Here is a 20,067-nt window from a genome sequence, read left to right on the forward strand (position 1 = left end):
ACATTGAGACCTTCATGAAAGACAGCGACAGCCTCAAGGATTATCAGCGTGTCCGGCGGCTGGCGATTCGCTCGTTGTTCGAAATCATCGAGCAGTCCAGCGAAGGTACGGTGATCGTCGACAAAGACGCGCGCATTGTGTGGATCAATGAACGCTATGCGCGCCGCTTCGGATTGCATGACGCAAGCATGGCCGTGGGTCAACCCTGTGAAAGTGTGATTCCAGGCAGTTTGTTGCGTGACGTGGTGAACAGCGGTCGACCGATATTGCTGGACATGATGGACACCGCCAAAGACCCGCTGGTGGTCATGCGTTTGCCGATCAACGACGACGAAGGATCAGTGATCGGCGCCATTGGCTTCGCCTTGTTCGATGAACTGCACGCGCTGTCGCCGTTACTCAAACGCTACTTGCGCATGCAGGAAGAGCTGGCCTCGACCCGCTCCCTGTTGCGCGCTCGACAGGCCAAGTACAGTTTTGCCCACTTTATCGGCACCAGCGTCGCTAGCCTTGAGGTGAAACGCCGAGCGCGACGCAGTGCGAGTGCTGATTCGCCTGTGCTATTGCTCGGCGAAACCGGCACCGGCAAAGAGTTACTGGCCCATGCCATCCACAATGCATCGCCACGGGCGCACAAAGCGTTTGTCAGCATCAACAGCGCCGCAATCCCGGAAGCCCTGCTTGAAGCCGAATTTTTCGGCACAGCGCCCGGTGCGTTCACCGGCGCCGACCGCAAGGGCCGTCCCGGCAAACTGAAAATTGCCCAGGGCGGCACGCTGTTTCTCGATGAGATCGGTGACATGCCGCTGGCGCTGCAAAGCAAGTTACTGCGGGTGCTGCAGGAAAAGGAGTACGAACCGGTCGGCTCCAACCAGGTGATTCAGAGCGATGTTCGACTTATTGCCGCTACGTCCACCGACCTGGAAGCGGCGATCAAGCGCGGCGAATTTCGCGCCGACCTGTATTACCGACTCAGCGTGCTGCCGATTCAAGTGCCGCCGTTGCGCGAGCGGCTGGACGACCTGCCCGCCCTGTGCGATGCGATTCTTGAAGAGTTACGCAGCCAGCACGAACTGGATCATGGCGCCCTCGCCTTGCTTGGCCAACACGCCTGGCCCGGCAATATCCGCGAACTGAGAAACGTGTTGGAACGCGCGGCATTGCTCACTGACGATCTGATGCTGGACGCCAGTGAAATTCGCTCAGCCATTGGCACGTTGATTCCGCTGAGCGTATCGGCGATGCCACAGACGACAACGGTTGAAACCGAAACCTTCGGTGCCGCTCGCGAGCGATTTGATCGGCAATTGATTCAGTCGACGTTGGCCCGCTGTAAGGGAAACGTTATCGAAACGGCCAAGTGCCTTGGGCTCGGACGCTCCACGCTGTACAAAAAGATGATCGCGCTGGGAATATCAGAGTCTCAATAACGAGATATGAGTCTCAATTTAAAGACAGACCCCCTGTAGGAGCCAACGTCTTGGCGAACCGCCCTATTGGGTTAGCCTTGCACGCCCTCTCGCCAACGCGTTGGCCCCGACAGGGATGGTGTGAGTCTTGAAACCGAGACACCAGGCACATCGGCGATTCTATAAATAACCAACAAATTCAATTAGTTAGCTACATGGCACGAAACCCGCAGTGTTCCGTCAGCGGTCTAGCCGCAAAAAAAAATAATAACAATTCAGGAGACACTCTATGAGTGTGATCATCGCGTTAGCGGCCCTTGGGCTATTGATGCTCGCTGCGTACCGTGGCTATAGCGTCATTCTGTTTGCCCCCATCGCTGCCCTTGGTGCAGTGTTGTTGACCGACCCGTCAGCCGTCGCCCCTGCATTTAGCGGCGTGTTCATGGAAAAGATGGTCGGCTTCGTCAAGCTCTACTTCCCCGTGTTTCTGCTCGGCGCCGTGTTCGGCAAGCTGATCGAGCTGTCCGGTTTCTCCCGCGCCATCGTCGCAGCAGCCATTCGTTTGCTGGGCACGCGCCAAGCCATGCTGGTGATCGTGCTGGTCTGTGCGCTGCTCACCTACGGCGGCGTTTCGCTGTTTGTAGTGGTGTTCGCGGTGTACCCCTTCGCCGCCGAGATGTTTCGCCAAAGCGATATTCCCAAGCGACTGATTCCAGCCACCATCGCCCTCGGTGCTTTTTCCTTCACCATGGACGCGCTGCCCGGCACCCCGCAAATCCAGAACATCATTCCCACGACATTCTTCAACACCACCGCCTGGGCAGCGCCGTGGCTGGGGCTGATCGGCACATTGTTCGTGTTTTGCACCGGCATGCTGTACCTGCAACGCCAACGCAATAAAGCCCAACGAGCCGGCGAAGGTTACGGCACCGTGTTGCGCAACGAACCTGAAACTGCCGAAGACGTCAACCTACCTAACGCCTGGATAGCCCTGTCACCGCTGCTGTTGGTTGGCATCATGAACCTGCTGTTCACCCAGTGGATCCCGCAGTGGTACGGCAAGATTAATACCTTGAGCCTGCCCGGCATGGCGACCCCGATACAAACTGAAATCGCCAAGTTGACCGCCATTTGGGCCGTGGAAGCAGCGCTGCTGATCGGCATTCTAACGGTACTGGTATTCGGCTTCGGGGCGATTCGCGGCAAGCTGGCCGAAGGCAGCAAAAGCGCGGTAAACGGCGCATTGCTCGCGGCGATGAACACGGCGTCGGAATACGGCTTCGGTGCAGTGATCGCTTCGCTGCCGGGATTTCTGGTGTTGGCCGATAAGCTAAAAACCATTCCCAATCCGCTGGTCAATGAATCCATCACCGTTACCTTGCTCGCCGGCATCACCGGTTCGGCGTCAGGCGGTATGAGCATTGCCTTGGCAGCCATGTCCGACCGGTTCATCGCGGCGGCCCATGCGGCCAATATTCCGATGGAAGTCCTGCACCGGGTGGCCGCCATGGCCAGCGGCGGCATGGACACCCTGCCGCACAACGGCGCAGTGATCACTTTGTTGGCCGTCACCGGTTTAACCCACCGAGAGGCCTACCGGGATATATTCAGCATCACGATTATCAAAACACTGGCGGTCTTTGTTGTGATCGGCACGTTCTACGCCACCGGCATTGTTTGAGGAGTTAGGTATGAGTCTGCAAGGTAAAACCGCACTGGTTACCGGTTCCACCAGCGGCATCGGCCTGGGCATCGCCCTGAGTTTGGCCAAGTCTGGGGCCAACGTAATTCTCAATGGCTTCGGCGACGCCTCGGCGGTCTTGGCCGAGGTGGTTGCGGCAGCGGGCAAGAACGGCGGCAAAATCGGCCACCACCCGGCCGATGTCAGCAACCCGACGCAAATCGCCGAGATGGTTGCTTACGGCGAACGCGAGTTTGGCGGCATCGACATTCTGGTCAACAACGCAGGGATTCAGCATGTCTCGCCGGTAGAGGATTTCGCGGTGGAGCGCTGGGACTCAATCATCGCGATTAACCTGTCCTCGGTCTTCCACAGCACCCGCCTATGCTTGCCAGGCATGCGCGCTAAGGGCTGGGGCCGAATCGTCAACATTGCGTCGGTTCACGGCCTGGTGGGCTCGACGGGCAAAGCCGCCTATGTTGCGGCCAAGCACGGCGTAATCGGCTTGACCAAAGTCGTGGGGCTGGAAACCGCCACCAGCAACGTCACGTGCAATGCCATTTGCCCAGGCTGGGTGCTGACCCCGCTGGTGCAGCAACAAATTGACACCCGCGGCGCGGCTGATGGCGACATTGAAAAAGCCAAGCACGATTTGCTGGCAGAGAAACAACCTTCACTGGAGTTCGTCACGCCCCCGCAACTGGGCGAGCTGGTGTTGTTTTTGTGCAGCGAAGCGGGCAGCCAAGTGCGCGGTGCGGCCTGGAACATTGATGGCGGCTGGTTGGCGCAATAAACGGAGCGATTCATGACACAAGCACTGTGGACCCCCAGCGCGGAACGCATCAATGCGACCCGCATGGACGCTTTTCGGCGCGGGGTCAATCAACGCTACGGCCTGCACATAAACGATTACCCGGCGCTGCATCAGTGGAGCATCGATCAACGCGAGGATTTTTGGCAGGCCATCGTCGACACCTTTGGCATCACCTTCCATGCGCCGCCCGACACGGTGCTCATCGAAGGCCCGCAGATGCCCAGCGCCCAGTGGTTTCCGGGCGCGACGCTGAACTTTGCCGAGCACCTGTTGCGGCGCCGTGACGACTACCCGGCGATTATTTCCATCAGCGAAGACCGCCAGCGCACCCAGTTGACCTACGCCGAACTGGCCCGGCAAGTTGCCGGTTTGCAGCACAGCTTGCGCAACGCGGGGATCGGCGTCGGTGACCGTGTTGCGGCGTGCATGCCCAATACCTGGCAAACACTGGTGGCGATGCTCGCCACCACCAGTCTCGGAGCGATCTGGTCCTGCTCGTCACCGGACTTCGGCACCCAAGGGGTGATCGACCGTTTTGGCCAGATCGAACCGAAAATACTGCTGACCTGTGCCGGTTACCGTTACGCCGGAAAACTCATCGACCAAACCGCCAAGGTCAATGAAATCCTCGAACGCCTGCCGGGTTTGCAGCAGTTGATCATCGTTCCTTTTTCCCGACCCCAAGCCCGCGCCGAAGACTTTCAGACCTCGGCCAAGGTCACGTTGTGGGACGATTTTTATACCGCAGGCGGCGAACCGACCTTTGTCGCCGTGCCGTTCGCCCATCCGCTGTACATCCTGTATTCCAGCGGCACCACCGGGGTGCCGAAATGCATCATCCACAGCACCGGCGGTGTGTTGTTGCAACACGTTAAAGAACTGGGCCTGCATTCCGATCTGGGACCTGAGGACTGTCTGTTCTACTACACCACCTGCGGCTGGATGATGTGGAACTGGCTGGTGTCGGGCCTGGCGGTGGGCGCGACCGTGGTGCTGTACGACGGCTCACCGTTCTTTCCACGCTCCCAGCGCTTGATGGACATGATCGACGAGGAAGGCATCAGCGTGTTTGGTACCAGCGCCAAATACCTCGCCGAACTGGAAAAACACTCGATCAAGCCTCGGCTGAACCATCACTTCACACGCCTCAAGGCCATCCTGTCCACCGGCTCGCCGCTGGCGCAAAGCAGCTACGACTACGTGTACCGCGAGATCAAAAGCGAGCTGTGCCTGTCGTCGATTTCCGGGGGCACTGACATCGTGTCCTGCTTCGCTGTCGGCAATCCGGTATTGCCGGTGTACCGAGGCGAAATGCAGTCCAAGGGCTTGGGCATGGCCGTGGAAGTCTGGAACGACCAAGGCCAAGCGGTGATTGCGGAAAAAGGCGAGCTGGTCTGTACCCGGCACTTTCCGGCGATTCCCATAGGCCTCTGGAATGACCCCCAGCAAGCGCGGCTCAAGGCTGCGTATTTCACGCAGTTTCCAGGGGTTTGGGCGCAAGGCGACTACGCCGAAGAAACCGCCCGTGGCAGCTTGATTATCCACGGCCGCTCAGATGCAGTGCTCAATCCGGGTGGCGTGCGGATCGGAACGGCAGAGATTTATCGCCAAGTGGAGAAGGTTGCCGAGGTGATGGAAAGCGTCGCCATCGGCCAGCGCTGGAAAGACGACGTGCGCGTGGTGCTGTTCGTACGCCTGCATGACGAGCTGACACTGACCCCTGATCTGGAACAGCACATCCGTGACGTGATCCGCGCTAGTACCACCCCACGGCATGTGCCTGCCAAAATTGTCGCGGTCTCGGACATCCCTCGCACCATCAGCGGTAAGATCGTCGAGCTGGCTGTCCGAAACATGGTTCATGGGGAATCGGTAAAAAATACCGATGCCCTGGCCAATCCGGCCGCGTTGGAGCAATTTCGTGACCGGGAGGAACTGGCGTTCTAAGCCCTGCACTCATCAAGGCTTGAACCGAGATGGTTCTTCCATCTCGTCCACCAGCCCCCAGTTCGCCATGGTCGACTCTACGGCGGGCTCGGGGGCGGCTGGTGCGGAAGTGATTTGAGTCGGCAAGCCTTTCTCGCGGAACAGCTTGAGGCGCAGACGTACGTTGTTCTTGGAGTCGGCGTTCTTCAGGGCTTCCTCTTCACTGATCGCGCCCTCGACCACTAAGTCAAACAGCGCGCCGTCGAAGGTCTGCATCCCAAGGTTGGTGGACTTCTCCATGATGCCCTTGAGTTCAGTCAGTTCATTGCGCTGAATAAAATCAAGAATGGTTGGTGTGCCCAGCATGACTTCCACCGCCGCGCGGCGTTTACCGTCCAGAGTCTTGACCAGCCGCTGGGACACAAATGCCTTCAAGTTGTTGCCCAAGTCATGCAGCAACTGCTGGCGCCGGTCTTCCGGGAAAAAGTTAATGATCCGGTCCAGGGCCTGGTTGGCGTTGTTGGCGTGCAAGGTCGAAATAGCCAAGTGGCCGGTGTCGGCAAACGCCAACGCGTGTTCCATGGTTTCGCGGTCACGAATCTCGCCGATCAAAATCACATCCGGCGCCTGACGTAAGGTGTTCTTCAGTGCGGCGTGAAAACTGCGGGTGTCTACGCCCACTTCACGCTGATTGATGATCGACTTCTTGTGCCTATGGATATACTCCACCGGGTCTTCAATGGTGATGATGTGGCCGCCACTGTTGCGATTTCGGTAATCGATCATCGCCGCCAGCGACGTCGACTTACCCGAACCGGTGGCGCCAATGACCAGCACCAAGCCGCGCTTTTCCATGACCACTTCGAGCAGCACCGGCGGTAACTTCAAATCCTCGAAACGCGGTATCTCCAGCTTGATGTTGCGCGCCACTATCGAGACTTCGTTGCGCTGCTTGAAAATATTGATCCGAAATCGACCGATGCCTGCCAGTGACACCGCCAGGTTCATCTCCAGCTCGCGTTCGAATTCCAGCCGCTGTTCGGCATCCATGATGCTGTCGGCAACGCTCGCCACGTCGCCGGGCTTCAACGCCTCGGTGCTCAGCGGCTTAAGCACCCCATTGAACTTTGCGCAGGGCGGCGCGCCGGTGGACAAGAAAAGGTCGGATCCGTCCTGGCTGGCCAGAATTTTCAACAGCGCTTGGAAATCCATGAGCAACATCCACACAAAAGCGAAAAATAACGAATGGCCGGCCAATAGATGAAGATGTGGTCGCCGACGAAGGCCTGTAGCTTGGATGGATAAAGGGCCGGGCGCAAACCGATATTGCAGATCTTGCACACCTGTCAGCGGAAACAATCAATCCAGGTCAAGGACAGGCATAATAGTCACCGTTTTTTTCAGGACTGTCCGCCCCCATGAAAGCACTCGCCCGCCATATCCTGGTGAAAACCGCCGAAGAGGCCGAACAGCTCAAGCAACGTATTGCCAAGGGCGAGGCATTCGACGTATTGGCCAAAAAATACTCCACCTGCCCCTCCGGCAAACGCGGCGGCGACCTGGGCGAAGTTCGGCCGGGGCAACTGGTCGGCGCAATTGATTCGGTGATATTCAAAAAACCGGTACGGGTGATTCACGGGCCGATCAAGAGCAAGTTTGGGTATCACTTGGTGCAGGTGTTTTATCGGGACTGAACGTCGTCTGTGGCGCAGCAAACACGCGGTTTTGTAGGAGCTGCCGAAGGCTGCGATAAAAGTTTTCGGCACCGACCCTGTCGTGTCTACCGAAGTCTCTGTGGGAGTTGGCTTGCCAACGAAAGTGCCAATGCAGGCGACCCACATTTCAGGTCGACATCAGCGGCGCTGATGACCGGCCTCTTCGCAGGCAAGCCCGCTCCCACGGCATCTACGGCTGCTTGCTATCACCCCTGTCAATTAAATCTTAGAGTCGTAGCGGCTTTGCAGCCTTCGGCAGCTTCTACAGGCTGTTTATGAATTGTCTTCCACAGATGACCCTACCCCCCTCGAATCTAAATCACGATCCTGATAAACCCCGGCGATATATACATCGTCAGGTCGTGAAGGGATCATTGCCAACTGCACGCGTGCGACGTTTTCTTTATGAGCAGTCCAGCGCTTTAAACTGCCTTCAATATTTTCCGACTGCGCCGCAGTTCCGTACACATCGGCTAGTTTGAGCGTGGACGCATTCAATTTTTTCAAACGCTCAAGGGTCGTGTTCAAACGGTAAATCTCGTCCCTCAGGCTGGCAATTTCTGCCATTGAGCGCAAACCGCGAGGCAAGTCATAGGAATGAGTTTCTTTTTGTTTGAGCGCATCTCCCAGCTGCGTTATAGCCTTTTCGATTACGCGGTATTCTCTGTCGGTGACAACCGTTTGACCGGCCAACTGCGTCTCTTGCCAGCGACGTAAAGTAGCCCAGGTAAAGGGTATATAGCTCACGACCATCCGGTGATCGCTACTCTCTAGTAATTGCTGGATAAGCCCGTCTCGCTTTGGCATATCACCACCGTCGTACTGACGGGTTTGCTGGCTCTGCAAATACGTGCAAATCGCTGCGCCCTCAATGGAGTTACAACCGGGATCCCATAGCACCGACGACTTCTCACCGTCATTTAGCTTTATCGGCATGAAATGCTGCTGCTTGCCATGGTGCTCATAAGGGTCACCGCTGGTTCGCACCATCGCAGTAGGTATCCCCACCCAGCCGGACGGTATAACCGCCAAGCCTATTAATTCCTCCCTTCTTACATTCATCCATGGCAAAGGCACGCTTGGAACAGGGTCGTTGTGGTTGACGATGCGGTGATGGACGAGCTCTGAGGCGCTATCGACAAATGCGGTGTCTCCGACTCGGGGTGCACCGTAGGTGTAGAGGAGAACGTCGTATTTTTTTGAGCGGCGTAACGCTTCCGCCAACAAAGTAGCAATTGCACCACCCAGGCTGTGTCCACAGATAATCACTTTCTGTCCGAAGTGAAATCGCGACAGATAACGGTTTACAAAATTGCGGAGCGCAAGGTAAGCACCATAAAACCCCCGGTGTACACGCTCATCGCCACCTTCAAATGGAACTTGCAACGCATCGGCATCCCTGAACATGTCAGCTGCCTCCTGAGTACCCCTCACTGCGATAACGATAATTTCATCGTGATGGGTTATATAGGCCTGAGTATCGGTATCTTCTTCAAGGTCAGTGTCATCAAAAAAATGTTGGTTAGCCGGGTGCTCTTGCTTATCCCCTTTCTCGGGAAGATTTTGCTCATAGAGCTTTGGATTGAACGGCAAGACTTCAAACCGTTTTGAGTAAGGCACGTCTTCGTACAACGGATAATACGCGTCCGTTTGATCGTCGTTTACACGCCAGATTTCTTTGTAACTGGCGAGGGCGTCTCCGAAAAAATTGCCCGGAGTCGGACTAAACGGGAAGCTAACCCGGTCTACGGGTTTCTCCGAAGGATTCTGCCCAAAGCCGACGTAAGTCAAGGTGGACATCAGTGCCAGTTGGTAGAGATTCAGGGCGCAGAATTCGTTATCGGTTGAAAGGATTGGCCGCAAAGCCCGCAATGGTCGAACCTCCAGAACCGTATGTTTGTTAGGCATCAGAATAACGCCCCATCGCTCTTGTTCTTTCCCGCTGGCCGCTTCCGGCCATCTCAAATGAGCTAACCGCGGAACGCGGGCACGCGCTACCAAAGGCGGTAGGTGAGCTGCTTGCTCGACTAAATCTCTGACCTCAACGTAAAAAAATTCATCAGCGTTTACTTGCGCTGGATTATTTTCGACACGTGAACCGTCGTTATTAACGAACCGGGATTCTTCAGCCCGCACTTGGAGCTCAGTAATAGGAAGTGGATAATATTCACGGGTCGTCAGATCTTTATAATAACCTTCAATGTCCGTGCAGACCTCATTTAGCGTTAAAACAACCATTCCTAGATAGCAACCATCCAGAACAGCAGATCCTTGCGCATCTAAAATACCATCGTAGTTCTGACCTACGCTGTCGACTATTTTATAAGCCAGTCCGGCGTAGGTTTTCCCGCTTCTAACTTCGTCCACCAGCTGAAAGCTTATTCGCTGCCCACGCAATGGACAGGCAAGTCTTTTACTTTCAAAAAACGGAACATATTGATCTCGACCGTTCATTAACACTCCTTATTCAGTGCAATTTGGATACACGCTGCAATCACGGCCATCAGGCATCTTGAAATTTTTAAATTGAGGTGGGGATAAGCACAGCTCCTCCATAGCACGGCCCCAATGTCCGTCGCACGGCTTCCAGCCGGCCACAGTTTTAAACCAATATTTCTTAAAATAAGGCTTTTCACTATCGGCCACTTTAAAACCCATGCTTATTGTTTTTCCACCTAATGTATCGCGACGAAGAATACCTCCCGCAGAATGCTTTAGGACCTCACCGTTACTATCAATAGCTCGGCATCTCAAAACTTTTATAATGTAGCGCTCAGGCCCCGCAGTCCTAAAAAACCACTGACATTCGCCATTATAAAGTGTGTTTTCTATACTGCCAGATTTCACGTTATCGACAGGGGCTCCGTCACGAAATGAGATGCCTGCGATATCTCCATCGAGGTCCCACCGGCCTGGCCCCCATCGACCCTCAACATCCAGCTTCAACCCATCCAATACCAACGGACAATTATTCTCCACTATCGCCAAAGGAATATTGAAAACCGCCGTATATTGAGAATCCTGCACTTCGCTTATGAAGCGTTTCTTGTCTATGAGACGTCCATTTTTTCGACGCCGCGCAGTACACACCTCCCCAGTAGCCGGCACATAGTGGGCATCAGCTTGAAGTTTAAAATCGGCAGGCATTTCCGTTTTTAACGTAAACTGATCCTTACCCGTGTCGCTACAACCGCTTACAAGCAGGAGAGTACAAACACCTGCAACGTGCTTGAAGCGATTCTTAGCTTTATCTACAGTTATAAAAATTCCACGCTTTTTCAAAATATAGCCTCGTGCCATGAAGCGCAGCCGTGAGAGTCTTTTGGAAGCGTTAACATATCCAAAATAATCACCGTCGGAAGTGCGCTTATTCCAAACGGAACGCTCAAACCATAGGAGTCCAGCAGGCTTTTCGGTTGGATGATGTACTTCAATATAACCTGCGAGCCACCATAGGGACATGGTCTATTACTTAAAGCATTTCCAAACCAAGCTAGCCCGCCAATACTCAAGGTCACCGGATTCAGAAATATACACAGCGCCACGATAAACGTCTGTATTTTCGTCAAACTAAACCACTCCATTCGCCGTCATTAATCCTGACTAGCATTACTGCAATTTCGCATCGCACCAATATTCCGCTTCTTTATAAAGCCGATCGAAATGCAACTGCGGCGCCTCGCCCTGTAGTGGGAGCCAGTCTTGAATAATCTTTCCTTTCTCTTCTTTGAGGCGTTGCGTTATTAAAAACAGCAACTTCTCCGGCGCAGCCCATCCCCACTGCTCTGCCATGTCTAGTTGTATATCTAACCAATCACTGACAGGCATGCTTTGTTCCAGTTCGTATGTCTCTAGGGAAACTCTGAAAAAGGTTTTCAAATCTGGTGAAATGTCCCCCATCACATGAGCCGAGCGGTTGCCCCCCCATGAAGCAAATTTCTTTCGCCGATGCCGAGTACGCCGGTAAACGTAAGCGAACCCGCCGTGAGATTTTCCTGAGCGAGATGGACAAGGTCGTCCCCTGGAAGGGGTTGATCGCTTTGATCGAGCCGCATTATCCAAAAGGCGAAGGGGGCCGCCCGGCGTATCCCTTGATGGCCATGTTGCGTGTGCACCTGATGCAGAACTGGTTCGGCTATAGCGATCCAGCAATGGAAGAGTCTCTTTATGAGACCACGATTCTGCGCCAGTTCGCGGGGTTGAATCTGGAACGCATTCCCGACGAAACCACGATTCTCAACTTCCGTCGCCTGCTGGAGAAAAACCATCTTGCCGGGGGAATCCTGGAGGTCATTAATGGCTACCTGGGAGACCGAGGTTTGATGCTTCGTCAGGGCACAATTGTTGATGCCACGATCATTCATGCGCCGACGTCGACCAAGAATAAAGAGGGTAAACGCGACCCCGAAATGCATCAGACCAAGAAAGGTAATCAATATTTTTTCGGGATGAAAGCGCACATCGGAGTAGACGCTGATACGGGTCTGACGCACAGCGTGGTGGGCACGGCAGCCAATGTCGCGGACGTCACTCAAGTCGATCAGTTGCTGCACGGCGAAGAGACCCATCTCTGTGGCGACGCGGGCTACACCGGCGTAGAAAAGCGGCTTGAACATGAGGGGCGCGAGATGATCTGGTCGATCTCCGCCAGGCCCAGCAGCCGCCGCAAACATGGAGAAAAAAGCGTCATTGGCCGTGCGTTGCGCAAGATTGAATACGCCAAATCGCAAACTCGGGCCAAGGTTGAGCACCCGTTTCGGGTGATCAAGCGCCAGTTTGGTTACACCAAGGTGCGGTTTCGCGGGTTGGTAAAGAACACGGCGCAGTTGGTGACACTGTTTGCACTGTCGAATCTGTGGATGGCGCGCCGACATTTGATGGAGCCTATAGGACAGGTGCGTCCGCAGTATGGAAATTAAGGGTTAATAAGTGCTTAAAACCGGCTTATTCATCAATAAAAGCCGATATTTTCGAAATTTCAGTGAAGTACTTTCTTTCGGAGCGCTTGACGCCCGATTTGCCAGAAAAAGAAGGTCTTATTTCAGACCTTCCCTAGAGCATGTTTCCCACGAAGATAGAGTTCAATATTGTGACGCAGGACTGCCCTCAAACTCTTTGCCGGCACCGGAACCGTCAGCCAAGCCGGATTTGCCGGCACCGGGTAGATACCAGGACTCGGATTTTCCTCCGCAGCCCAGTCCTGTCCATTCCAATAGCAAAGGCCAGCGATTGGTCCGAGGTATTGGGGCAGTGATTCAAGTTCAAGATGGTTCAATGCCCGCGCGATCACGCGGTTGTCGTGGAATCGGTACAGCGATTGCTCAGGCCGTTGGCCGATGATAATGCGTGCGCGCCAATGGTCGGCCATGGCCGCAATCTGGTCGCCTTTGCAGCTGACCAGCCAGCCCCAGTTGCACTCGGGGGTTGCGAGCAATGAAGTGAGCAGCGGCCTAATTGTGCTGCTGATTTTGAAGATGAACGGTCCTGCCGCCATGCTGCTTATGGGTGTTTGACTGTAGACATTAATGTGCTCTGGTGTGGGTTGCTGGGTCAGTAGCGCTTGGAGATTTTCCTGTTCACCATCTGAGTTAAGAATCAAATACGTCGGGCGCGCGAGTCGAGTCTGCTCGGAGATCCATTGATTGGGGAACGAGAGTTTTAAAAGGTTATTTTGTTGGTCCCCCGTTAAATTTGTGGCGTTTTTTTGGGTATCGGCCAGATAAGACATTCGTCACTCCTTGTTTCAACGTAAGGACTGACTCTGGGCGATGACGCCAAAAAAAAATGCCATACAATTCAATGTTGCGTGTAGGAAACTTCTTTAAATTCAGCGAAAACCTAGATTCAGGTCCACCGATCCATTGTAATAGCCCGCTTGCCAGCGATTGGGACCGCTTCGCGCTCCATCGCAAACACGTTCACTCCTACCCTTACGAATCAATACGTAATGGCATGGGCATCACGCTTTTGGGGATCAACGCCCCAGGATGTTGAATCACTAGGCTGGCCAGCCGATGCCCGGCCTGCGCGGCTTGTTCCGGGCTGCCGCCTTTGAGCCGTTGGGCCAAATACGCGGCGCTGAATGAATCGCCGGCTGCGGTGGTGTCTACTACCCGAGTCACTCGGTGCGCCGGGATTTCGAAGCGTTCGCCCTGGCATTCCACCAAGCAGCTGTTGGCCCCGCGCTTGACCACTACTTCGCTAATGCTTAAGTCCCGATACACCGACAGCAGTTGTTCCGAGTCGGTATAGCCGAACAAGGCGTGTTCGTCGTCTTCGGTCAATAATGCCAGGTCGACGTGGGGCAGTACCGCCCGATAGGCCTCGCGAGCCTGTTCGACGCTGGCCCAGAGTCGCGGCCGGTAGTTGTTGTCAAACGCTACTCGGGCGCCCCGAGCGCGGGCGTCGATCAACACCGACAGCAACCGCGCCCGGCCTTGTTCGCCCAATACCGCCAGGGTGATGCCGCTGAAATACAGCACGTCGTATTCCACAAGCGCCGCCAGAATCGGCTCGGCGGCCGGCGTGGTAAAACAATCGCGTACGGCTGCTTCATTGCGCCAGTACAAAAACCGTCGCTCGCCGTTGGCATCGGTCTGGATGCAATACAGCCCTGGCAAACGTCCCGGCAGACGTTGCACCCGGCTCAGGCCGATCTGTTCGTCAGCCCACACCTGGCACATTGCATCGCTGAAGCTGTCGTCGCCCAGCGCGGTGACGTAATCAACCTGGGACGTGCCGCCAAGCATGCGCGCCATGTACACCGCGGTGTTCAAGGTGTCGCCGCCGAAACTTTGTTGCAGCGTGCCGTTGGCGTGCTGTTGCAGTTCGATCATGCATTCGCCGATCAAGGCGATGCGGGGGTGATGGTGACTGATCAATTCGCTCATCAGACGTGCAGGCTCCTGGGTCTAGAAACAGGTGTGCAGGGTTTCGATAACCTGCAGGTTTTCATCCACCAGGCAGCCCGAACGCCATTTATCAAAGGTCAGGCAGGGGTGTGAGGTGCCAAACGAAATGATGTCGCCAATCTTCAGTTCGCAACCCGGCGCGACGGTCATGAATGCATGCTGATCCATCACTGCGGTCACGCTGCAAGCGCTGACGTCATCACCCTGCGCAGGCACGACCCCGGCGCGATAACGCCGTAAAGGGTTAGGTAACCCAGCGTCGTAAGCCACGTCGCGTTTGCCCATGGCGATCACGGCAAACCCCGGCTCCGGCATGGACTGCACGTGGGCCCAGACTTCCAGTGCCGGGCGTAATGCCTCGCTCAGTTCGCTACGGCGATCCAGCACGCAGCATTGGGCGTCTTTATAGATGCCGTGGTCATGCACCACGTAACTGCCGGGACGCAGCACGCTGAGAAATCGTTCGCGAACCGCTTGGGCGTCGAAGGCTTCGGCGATAAGGTCATACCACGCTGAGCCGGATGCGGTGACGATGGGCCGAGTCAACGCAAACGCGCTTTTGTCCTGCAACTCAACCGCCAAGCGCACCAAGGACGCGGCAAAGGCTTTGATGCCGGCAATGGCCTGGTCACCATGAATCACGCCTTCGTAGCCTTCGATTCCGGTCAACGCCAGCGCCGGTTGGGCGGCGATGGATTCAGCCAACGCCAACACTTCTTGCTCGGTGCGGCAGCCACAACGGCCGCCGGGCACGCCGTATTCGATCATTACGTTCAGGCGCAGGCCGCGTCCGCCGAAGTATTCGCCCAACGCTGCAACATTGTCTGGGTGATCGACCATGCAGTGGAAATCAAACATCGAGTCATCGAGCAAATCCGCGATCAACGCCATGTTCGGCGTCCCGACCAGTTGATTCGCCATCAACACCCGGCGCACGCCATGCGCATAAGCGGCGCGGGTCTGCACGGCGGTGGCCAAGGTGATGCCCCAAGCGCCCTCGTCCAGTTGCCGGCGAAACAACGCCGGAACCATGCTGGTTTTGCCGTGAGGCGCCAACTCGGCGCCGCTGTTGCTGACGAAGGCTTGCATCCAGCGAATGTTATGGTCCAACGCCTGCTGATGAATCACCAACGCGGGCAGGCTGACGTCGCAAACCAGGCTATCGCCCGGCGCAGCAGCACCCTTTTGCACTGGGGTAGCGTTCAATTCGGCCGTTGCAAAACTCATGACTGTTCTCCTGATCAGCGCGACGCGGGCCGCGCTATTCGTTGACTCGGCGCGCAAGACCGTTGGCGCTGTCGATCAGCACCCTACGGTAATCGCTGTAATTGTTTTTGGCATCCGCACGCGGGGCGACGATGCACAAGGTAGCGACGCAGATGCCCCGCTCGTCCTTGACCGGCGCGGCGAAGCAATGGGTGAAGGTGTCGGCCACGCTGTCGAAGGAAAAAAAACCGTCTTCACCCGCCTGACGAATTTCCCGCAGAAAGGTGTCCATGGGCAGCAACTCTCCGCTAGGCAGCACGTAATCATCGGGGTCAATAAGGTCGCTGATCTCCTGGTCGCTCAAGTGATTGAGCAACAGGCGCCCGGACGCCGTCCAGGGAATCGGCGCGTTTTCGCCGATGTCTGAGGAAATACGAAAATGCCGCTCGCCTTCTTTCATCAACGCCACGGTGTATTTACGCCCGTTGAGCAAGCACATTTGCGCCGTCTCACGGGTTTGGCTGACGATCTCGGCCAGTGACGTCTCCGCTTCACGGGTGAAGTCGAAATGCCGCAAATGCGCTTGGCCGAGAAAGTACAGCTGACGGCCAAGGTAGACATGCCCGTCCTTGCCCACGGTCTCCAGAATCCGCCGTTCAAGCAGCGAGCTGACCAGTTCATAAACCGTCGATTTTGGGCTGCTAATACCGGTTGCGATTTCATTCGGGCGCAACGGCGTGCCTTTCTCTTTGAGAAAGTCGAGGATATCGAACGCTCGATCCAGCCCTCTGGCCCGACGTTTGATGGTGTCTTCGGTCATTGTGCGTACTACCCAATAAGCGGTCGGTAAGAATGCCAAGCAGTTTAACGCTGCCCACTGATTGTTCCCACGCTCGCGCAGGAACGATCAGCGCGCAGGGTGTCAGGCCGTTGGCTTCTTGTACGCCACGCAGTCAATTTCGACTTTGCAATCCACCATCATGTTGGCCTGGACACAGGCGCGGGCTGGCGCGTGTTCGCTGGCGAAATACTCCGAGAACACTTTGTTGAAACTCCAGAAATCCCGTGGGTCTTCGAGCCAGACGCCGGTACGTACCACGTCTTCCAGGCCATAGCCGGCTTCGGTGAGAATGGCAATCAGGTTCTTCATGGTCTGATGGGTCTGTTCAACGATCCCTCCATTGATGATCTCGCCGTTTTGCGCAGGCACTTGGCCGGACACGTACAGCCAGCCATCGGCTTCAACTGCACGGGCGAAAGGACGGGGCTGGCCACCGCCGGCAGTGTTGCCGGTGCCATAACGAGTAATGCTCATGAACGTCTCCTGCTGTTTTATCTAAAAGAGTAATGCGGTGTGTTGAACGACTAAAAACGGATGTTCTTAAGGAACTCACTCAAGCGCGCCGACTTGGGTTGTTCGAATAATGCTTTGGGCGGGCCCTGTTCTTCGATGCGGCCTTGATTCATGAAGACAATCTGGTCCGACACTTCGTACGCGAACCGCATTTCATGGGTGACCAGCAACATGGTCATGCCCTCCTCGGCCAGGCCCTTGATCACACTCAGCACTTCGCCGACCAGTTCTGGATCGAGTGCCGAGGTGACTTCATCAAACAGCATCAGGCTCGGGTTCATCGCAATCGCTCGGGCAATCGCCACGCGCTGTTGCTGGCCGCCTGACAGTTGCCCCGGAAAGTGATTGCGCCGATCCAGCAGGCCCACCCGTTCCAGCCACTTTTCGGCCAGTGCCACCGCTTCGTCCTTGGGCAGTTTTTTCACTTTGAGCAAGCCCAGGGTGACGTTCTGCAAGGCGCTGAGGTGCGGGAACAGGTTGAATTGCTGGAACGCCATACCGGTCATGGACCGATGCTGGGCAATGACTTTTTCGGCATGGCGGACACGTTTTCCATCGACATCGCTGTAGCCGATGTCCTGGCCATCGAGACGGATACGGCCGCCTTGAAACTCTTCGAGCAAATTGACGCAGCGCAGCAAGGTGGTTTTGCCCGAACCACTTGAGCCAATCAGGGTCACGACGTTGCCGCGCTGCATGTGCAGGTCAACGCCTTTGAGCACCTCGACCGCGCCATAGGATTTATGCAGCCCCTCGATGCTCAGCAACGCTGGGGCAGTAGCAGTGTGTGTCGCTGTCATGGCAAGGCCACCCGTTTTTCAATTTGCCGTCCAAGAAGCTCGATGGCGTAGTTGATGATGAAAAAAAGAAATCCGGCGAACAGGTAAAACTCCAGCGTCATGAACGTTCGGGCGATGACCTGTTGGGTGCTGAGGAGCAGTTCAGCAACACCAATCACCGACAACAGGGTCGAGGCCTTGACGATCTCGGTGGAGGAATTCACCCACGTCGGCAAAATCTGCCGAAGCGCCTGAGGCAGCAACACATAAGCCAGTGACTGCTTAAAGGTCAGGCCAATGGCCTTGCCCGCTTCAAGTTGCCCGCGAGGAATCGCTTGCAAGGCGCCGCGCACGATTTCCGCGACGTGGGAACCACAAAATAACGTCAGTCCCAGCGCACCGGCTTGAAATGCGCTGACCTGCCAGCCCAACGCCGGGGCCATATAAAAGCAGGCCAACACCAGCACAAACACCGGAGTGCCGCGAATCAGATCGACATAAAGCCGAAACGGCAGGCGACTCCAGAGCTTGCCGTAGGTCAGCACCAACCCGGCAAACAGGCCGATCACCGTGCCGCAGATAATCGCAATGACCGAACATTGAATGGTGGTCAAAAAACCCGCCAGCAACGCTTCCCGGGCGATCCACAGTTCTTGCAGCCAGCTATGAGCTTCGTACATACCAGACCTCCTAGCGACGGATCGCCAAGCGTTGCTCTAAGTAGCGCAAGACCATGGCGATGAGGTAACAGGCCGCCACGTACAACGCCGTAGTCACCATCCAGGTTTCGATGACCCGATAGCTTTCAACGTTGATCTTGCGGGCGTAGTAGGTCAGCTCCGGCACGGCAATCGCCGCCGCCAACGAGGTGTCCTTGAACAACGAGATGAAGTTGTTCGACAGCGCCGGCAACACGTTGCGCAGCATCACCGGGATGATCACGTAAGCGCGCACTTGCCATTCGCTCAGGCCAATTGCCAGCCCGGCTTCGCGCTGGCCCTTATGAATACTTAACAGCCCCGCACGAAACACTTCGGTCAAATACGCCCCGGCGTACAGCGACAGGGTGACGATGAACGACGGCAGCTTGTCCATGCGGATGCCCAAACTCGGCAGCGCAAAGTAGATCAGCAGGATCAGTACCAAAATCGGCGTATTACGGATCACCGTGACGTACACCGAGGCGATGACTCGCAAGGTCCGGTGTTTTGACAGCAGTGCGAACGCCGCCATCAGGCCAATGACGCAGCCAATGGCAATTGAGATCAACGCCAATTCCAGGCCCAACCCCAAGCCTGATAGCAAGCTGGGAAAATCACGCCAGACGGCGGCAAAATTCAACTGATAGTTCATGGTCAGCAGTACCTGGAACGGGGCAGTCAACGCACTGCCCTGCTCTCACCGAGTCATTTGAATTCGACAGGGAAACCAATTTCCGGGGTCGGCAGATCGACGCCGAACCATTGTTTGAACGAGGCGGCATAGGTCGGGAACTCAACGCCAGTCATCGCTTCATGCAACACAGTGTTGACGAAGTTCAGCCAGTCCTGGTCGCCACGTTTGACGGCGCAGGCGTAGGTCTGTGGGCTCCAGGCGAAATTCGGGGTGCGATAGCGGCCTGGGTTCTGCACGATCAGGTATTTGACCGAAGACTGATCCGTGGCGGCAGCGTCGGCACGGCCGGAGTTGACGGCCTGGTACATCAAGTCAACGCTGTCGTACTGATCGACTTTGGCTTTGGGCAAGGCCTGGTGTACCAGTTCTTCAGCGTAGACGTTTTGCAGTACCGCCACGGTAACGCTGTCACCGGCGGCTTTCAGGTCGTCAATCTCTTTGTACTTACTCTGGATGGGCAGCAACAGCGCTACGCCCTCGCGGTAGTAAGGCAGGGTAAAGGCGACTTGTTGGGCACGGCTGGCAGTGACGGTAATGAACTGGCAGCTTATGTCGACTTTGTCAGTCAGCAAGTTAGGAATTCGTGCGTCGGACGACTGCACCACGAACTCGACTTTGCTGGGGTCGTTGAACAGCCCTTTGGCGATCATCCGCGCGATGTCGATATCGAAGCCTTGGAGCTTTCCGTCAGCACCCTGGAAATGCCAAGGCGCGTTAGTGCTGCCCGTGCCCACCACCAGATGGCCCCGCTGCAACACGCTGTCGAGCTTGCTGGTGTCTGCCGCCTGCACCGAGCTGATAAGCGTGGCCGTAGCCGCAAGAACAAACGCACAAGCTTTCAAAAGGGAAGGTCCGCGATGCATGTGATGAACTCCGC

General features: G+C 55.9%; 19 protein-coding genes. 6 read left to right on the forward strand and 13 right to left on the reverse strand.

Features of this window, described 5'->3' with window-relative positions:
* The first annotated feature begins 14 nt into the window (after positions 1-14).
* The 4 genes from RHM59_RS06165 (at position 15) to RHM59_RS06180 (ending at position 5,851) form a co-directional block, all read left to right on the forward strand.
* On the forward strand, positions 15-1,430 hold the full coding sequence (locus RHM59_RS06165) for a sigma-54 interaction domain-containing protein (RefSeq protein ID WP_322286200.1): 1,416 nt from the start codon (positions 15-17) through the stop codon (positions 1,428-1,430).
* A 268-nt stretch (positions 1,431-1,698) separates the two neighbouring features.
* A complete protein-coding gene (locus RHM59_RS06170; RefSeq protein ID WP_322286201.1) occupies positions 1,699-3,090 on the forward strand; it encodes a GntP family permease in 1,392 nt (463 codons plus the stop codon).
* Between the two features lie 10 nt (positions 3,091-3,100).
* Positions 3,101-3,883: a 3-hydroxybutyrate dehydrogenase gene (locus RHM59_RS06175; RefSeq protein ID WP_322286202.1), complete on the forward strand. Its 783-nt coding sequence runs from the start codon at positions 3,101-3,103 to the stop codon at positions 3,881-3,883.
* A 12-nt stretch (positions 3,884-3,895) separates the two neighbouring features.
* A complete protein-coding gene (locus RHM59_RS06180; RefSeq protein WP_322286203.1) occupies positions 3,896-5,851 on the forward strand; it encodes an acetoacetate--CoA ligase in 1,956 nt (651 codons plus the stop codon).
* Between the two features lie 12 nt (positions 5,852-5,863).
* Here RHM59_RS06180 and RHM59_RS06185 read toward each other — a convergent pair whose 3' ends face one another.
* Complete coding sequence (locus tag RHM59_RS06185; protein WP_322169497.1) at positions 5,864-7,042, reverse strand: PilT/PilU family type 4a pilus ATPase; 1,179 nt, start codon at positions 7,040-7,042, stop codon at positions 5,864-5,866.
* 206 nt (positions 7,043-7,248) lie between these two features.
* Here RHM59_RS06185 and RHM59_RS06190 point away from each other — a divergent pair, with 206 nt between their 5' ends.
* Positions 7,249-7,524 carry a peptidylprolyl isomerase gene (locus RHM59_RS06190; protein ID WP_322169494.1) on the forward strand — a complete coding sequence of 92 codons (276 nt, stop codon included), beginning with the start codon at positions 7,249-7,251 and terminating at the stop codon, positions 7,522-7,524.
* Positions 7,525-7,818: 294 nt separating this feature from the next.
* On the opposite strand, the gene RHM59_RS06195 is transcribed toward RHM59_RS06190, so the two are convergent.
* The 3 genes from RHM59_RS06195 to RHM59_RS06205 form a co-directional block, all read right to left on the reverse strand.
* Entirely contained in the window at positions 7,819-9,999 is a 2,181-nt protein-coding gene (locus RHM59_RS06195) for a lipase family protein (RefSeq protein ID WP_322286204.1), read from the reverse strand.
* Between the two features lie 9 nt (positions 10,000-10,008).
* On the reverse strand, positions 10,009-11,007 hold the full coding sequence (locus RHM59_RS06200; protein ID WP_322169487.1) for a hypothetical protein: 999 nt from the start codon (positions 11,005-11,007) through the stop codon (positions 10,009-10,011).
* A gap of 147 nt (positions 11,008-11,154) precedes the next feature.
* Positions 11,155-11,373 (reverse strand): hypothetical protein, encoded by a 219-nt coding sequence (locus RHM59_RS06205; RefSeq protein ID WP_322286205.1) that lies wholly within the window; start codon positions 11,371-11,373, stop codon positions 11,155-11,157.
* 98 nt (positions 11,374-11,471) lie between these two features.
* On the opposite strand from RHM59_RS06205, the gene RHM59_RS06210 reads away from it, so the two are divergent.
* The gene (locus tag RHM59_RS06210) at positions 11,472-12,464 is read left to right on the forward strand and encodes an IS5 family transposase (protein ID WP_322165339.1); all 993 of its coding nucleotides are present in this window, start codon (positions 11,472-11,474) and stop codon (positions 12,462-12,464) included.
* 122 nt (positions 12,465-12,586) lie between these two features.
* Here the strand turns inward: RHM59_RS06210 and RHM59_RS06215 are convergent, their stop codons facing one another.
* From RHM59_RS06215 to RHM59_RS06255, 9 genes are all read right to left on the reverse strand, one after another.
* Positions 12,587-13,273, reverse strand: coding sequence for a DUF4123 domain-containing protein (locus tag RHM59_RS06215; RefSeq protein ID WP_322286206.1), 687 nt, complete (start codon positions 13,271-13,273; stop codon positions 12,587-12,589).
* A gap of 202 nt (positions 13,274-13,475) precedes the next feature.
* A complete protein-coding gene (locus tag RHM59_RS06220) occupies positions 13,476-14,435 on the reverse strand; it encodes a sugar kinase (RefSeq protein ID WP_322169481.1) in 960 nt (319 codons plus the stop codon).
* 21 nt (positions 14,436-14,456) lie between these two features.
* The gene (locus RHM59_RS06225; protein ID WP_322169478.1) at positions 14,457-15,683 is read right to left on the reverse strand and encodes an amino acid deaminase; all 1,227 of its coding nucleotides are present in this window, start codon (positions 15,681-15,683) and stop codon (positions 14,457-14,459) included.
* Between the two features lie 34 nt (positions 15,684-15,717).
* Positions 15,718-16,482 carry an IclR family transcriptional regulator gene (locus RHM59_RS06230; protein ID WP_322169474.1) on the reverse strand — a complete coding sequence of 255 codons (765 nt, stop codon included), beginning with the start codon at positions 16,480-16,482 and terminating at the stop codon, positions 15,718-15,720.
* A gap of 102 nt (positions 16,483-16,584) precedes the next feature.
* Positions 16,585-16,977 carry a RidA family protein gene (locus RHM59_RS06235; RefSeq protein WP_322169471.1) on the reverse strand — a complete coding sequence of 131 codons (393 nt, stop codon included), beginning with the start codon at positions 16,975-16,977 and terminating at the stop codon, positions 16,585-16,587.
* 50 nt (positions 16,978-17,027) lie between these two features.
* A complete protein-coding gene (locus RHM59_RS06240) occupies positions 17,028-17,816 on the reverse strand; it encodes an amino acid ABC transporter ATP-binding protein (protein WP_322169468.1) in 789 nt (262 codons plus the stop codon).
* A complete protein-coding gene (locus RHM59_RS06245; RefSeq protein ID WP_322169466.1) occupies positions 17,813-18,475 on the reverse strand; it encodes an amino acid ABC transporter permease in 663 nt (220 codons plus the stop codon). Before RHM59_RS06245 ends, RHM59_RS06240 begins: the two co-directional genes overlap by 4 nt.
* Before the next feature lie 10 nt (positions 18,476-18,485).
* Positions 18,486-19,148 (reverse strand): amino acid ABC transporter permease, encoded by a 663-nt coding sequence (locus RHM59_RS06250; RefSeq protein WP_322170887.1) that lies wholly within the window; start codon positions 19,146-19,148, stop codon positions 18,486-18,488.
* A gap of 53 nt (positions 19,149-19,201) precedes the next feature.
* The gene (locus RHM59_RS06255) at positions 19,202-20,053 is read right to left on the reverse strand and encodes a transporter substrate-binding domain-containing protein (protein WP_322286207.1); all 852 of its coding nucleotides are present in this window, start codon (positions 20,051-20,053) and stop codon (positions 19,202-19,204) included.
* Positions 20,054-20,067 lie beyond the last annotated feature (14 nt).

The sequence above is a fragment of the Pseudomonas sp. MH10 genome, assembly GCF_034353045.1.
Taxonomy (GTDB): domain Bacteria; phylum Pseudomonadota; class Gammaproteobacteria; order Pseudomonadales; family Pseudomonadaceae; genus Aquipseudomonas.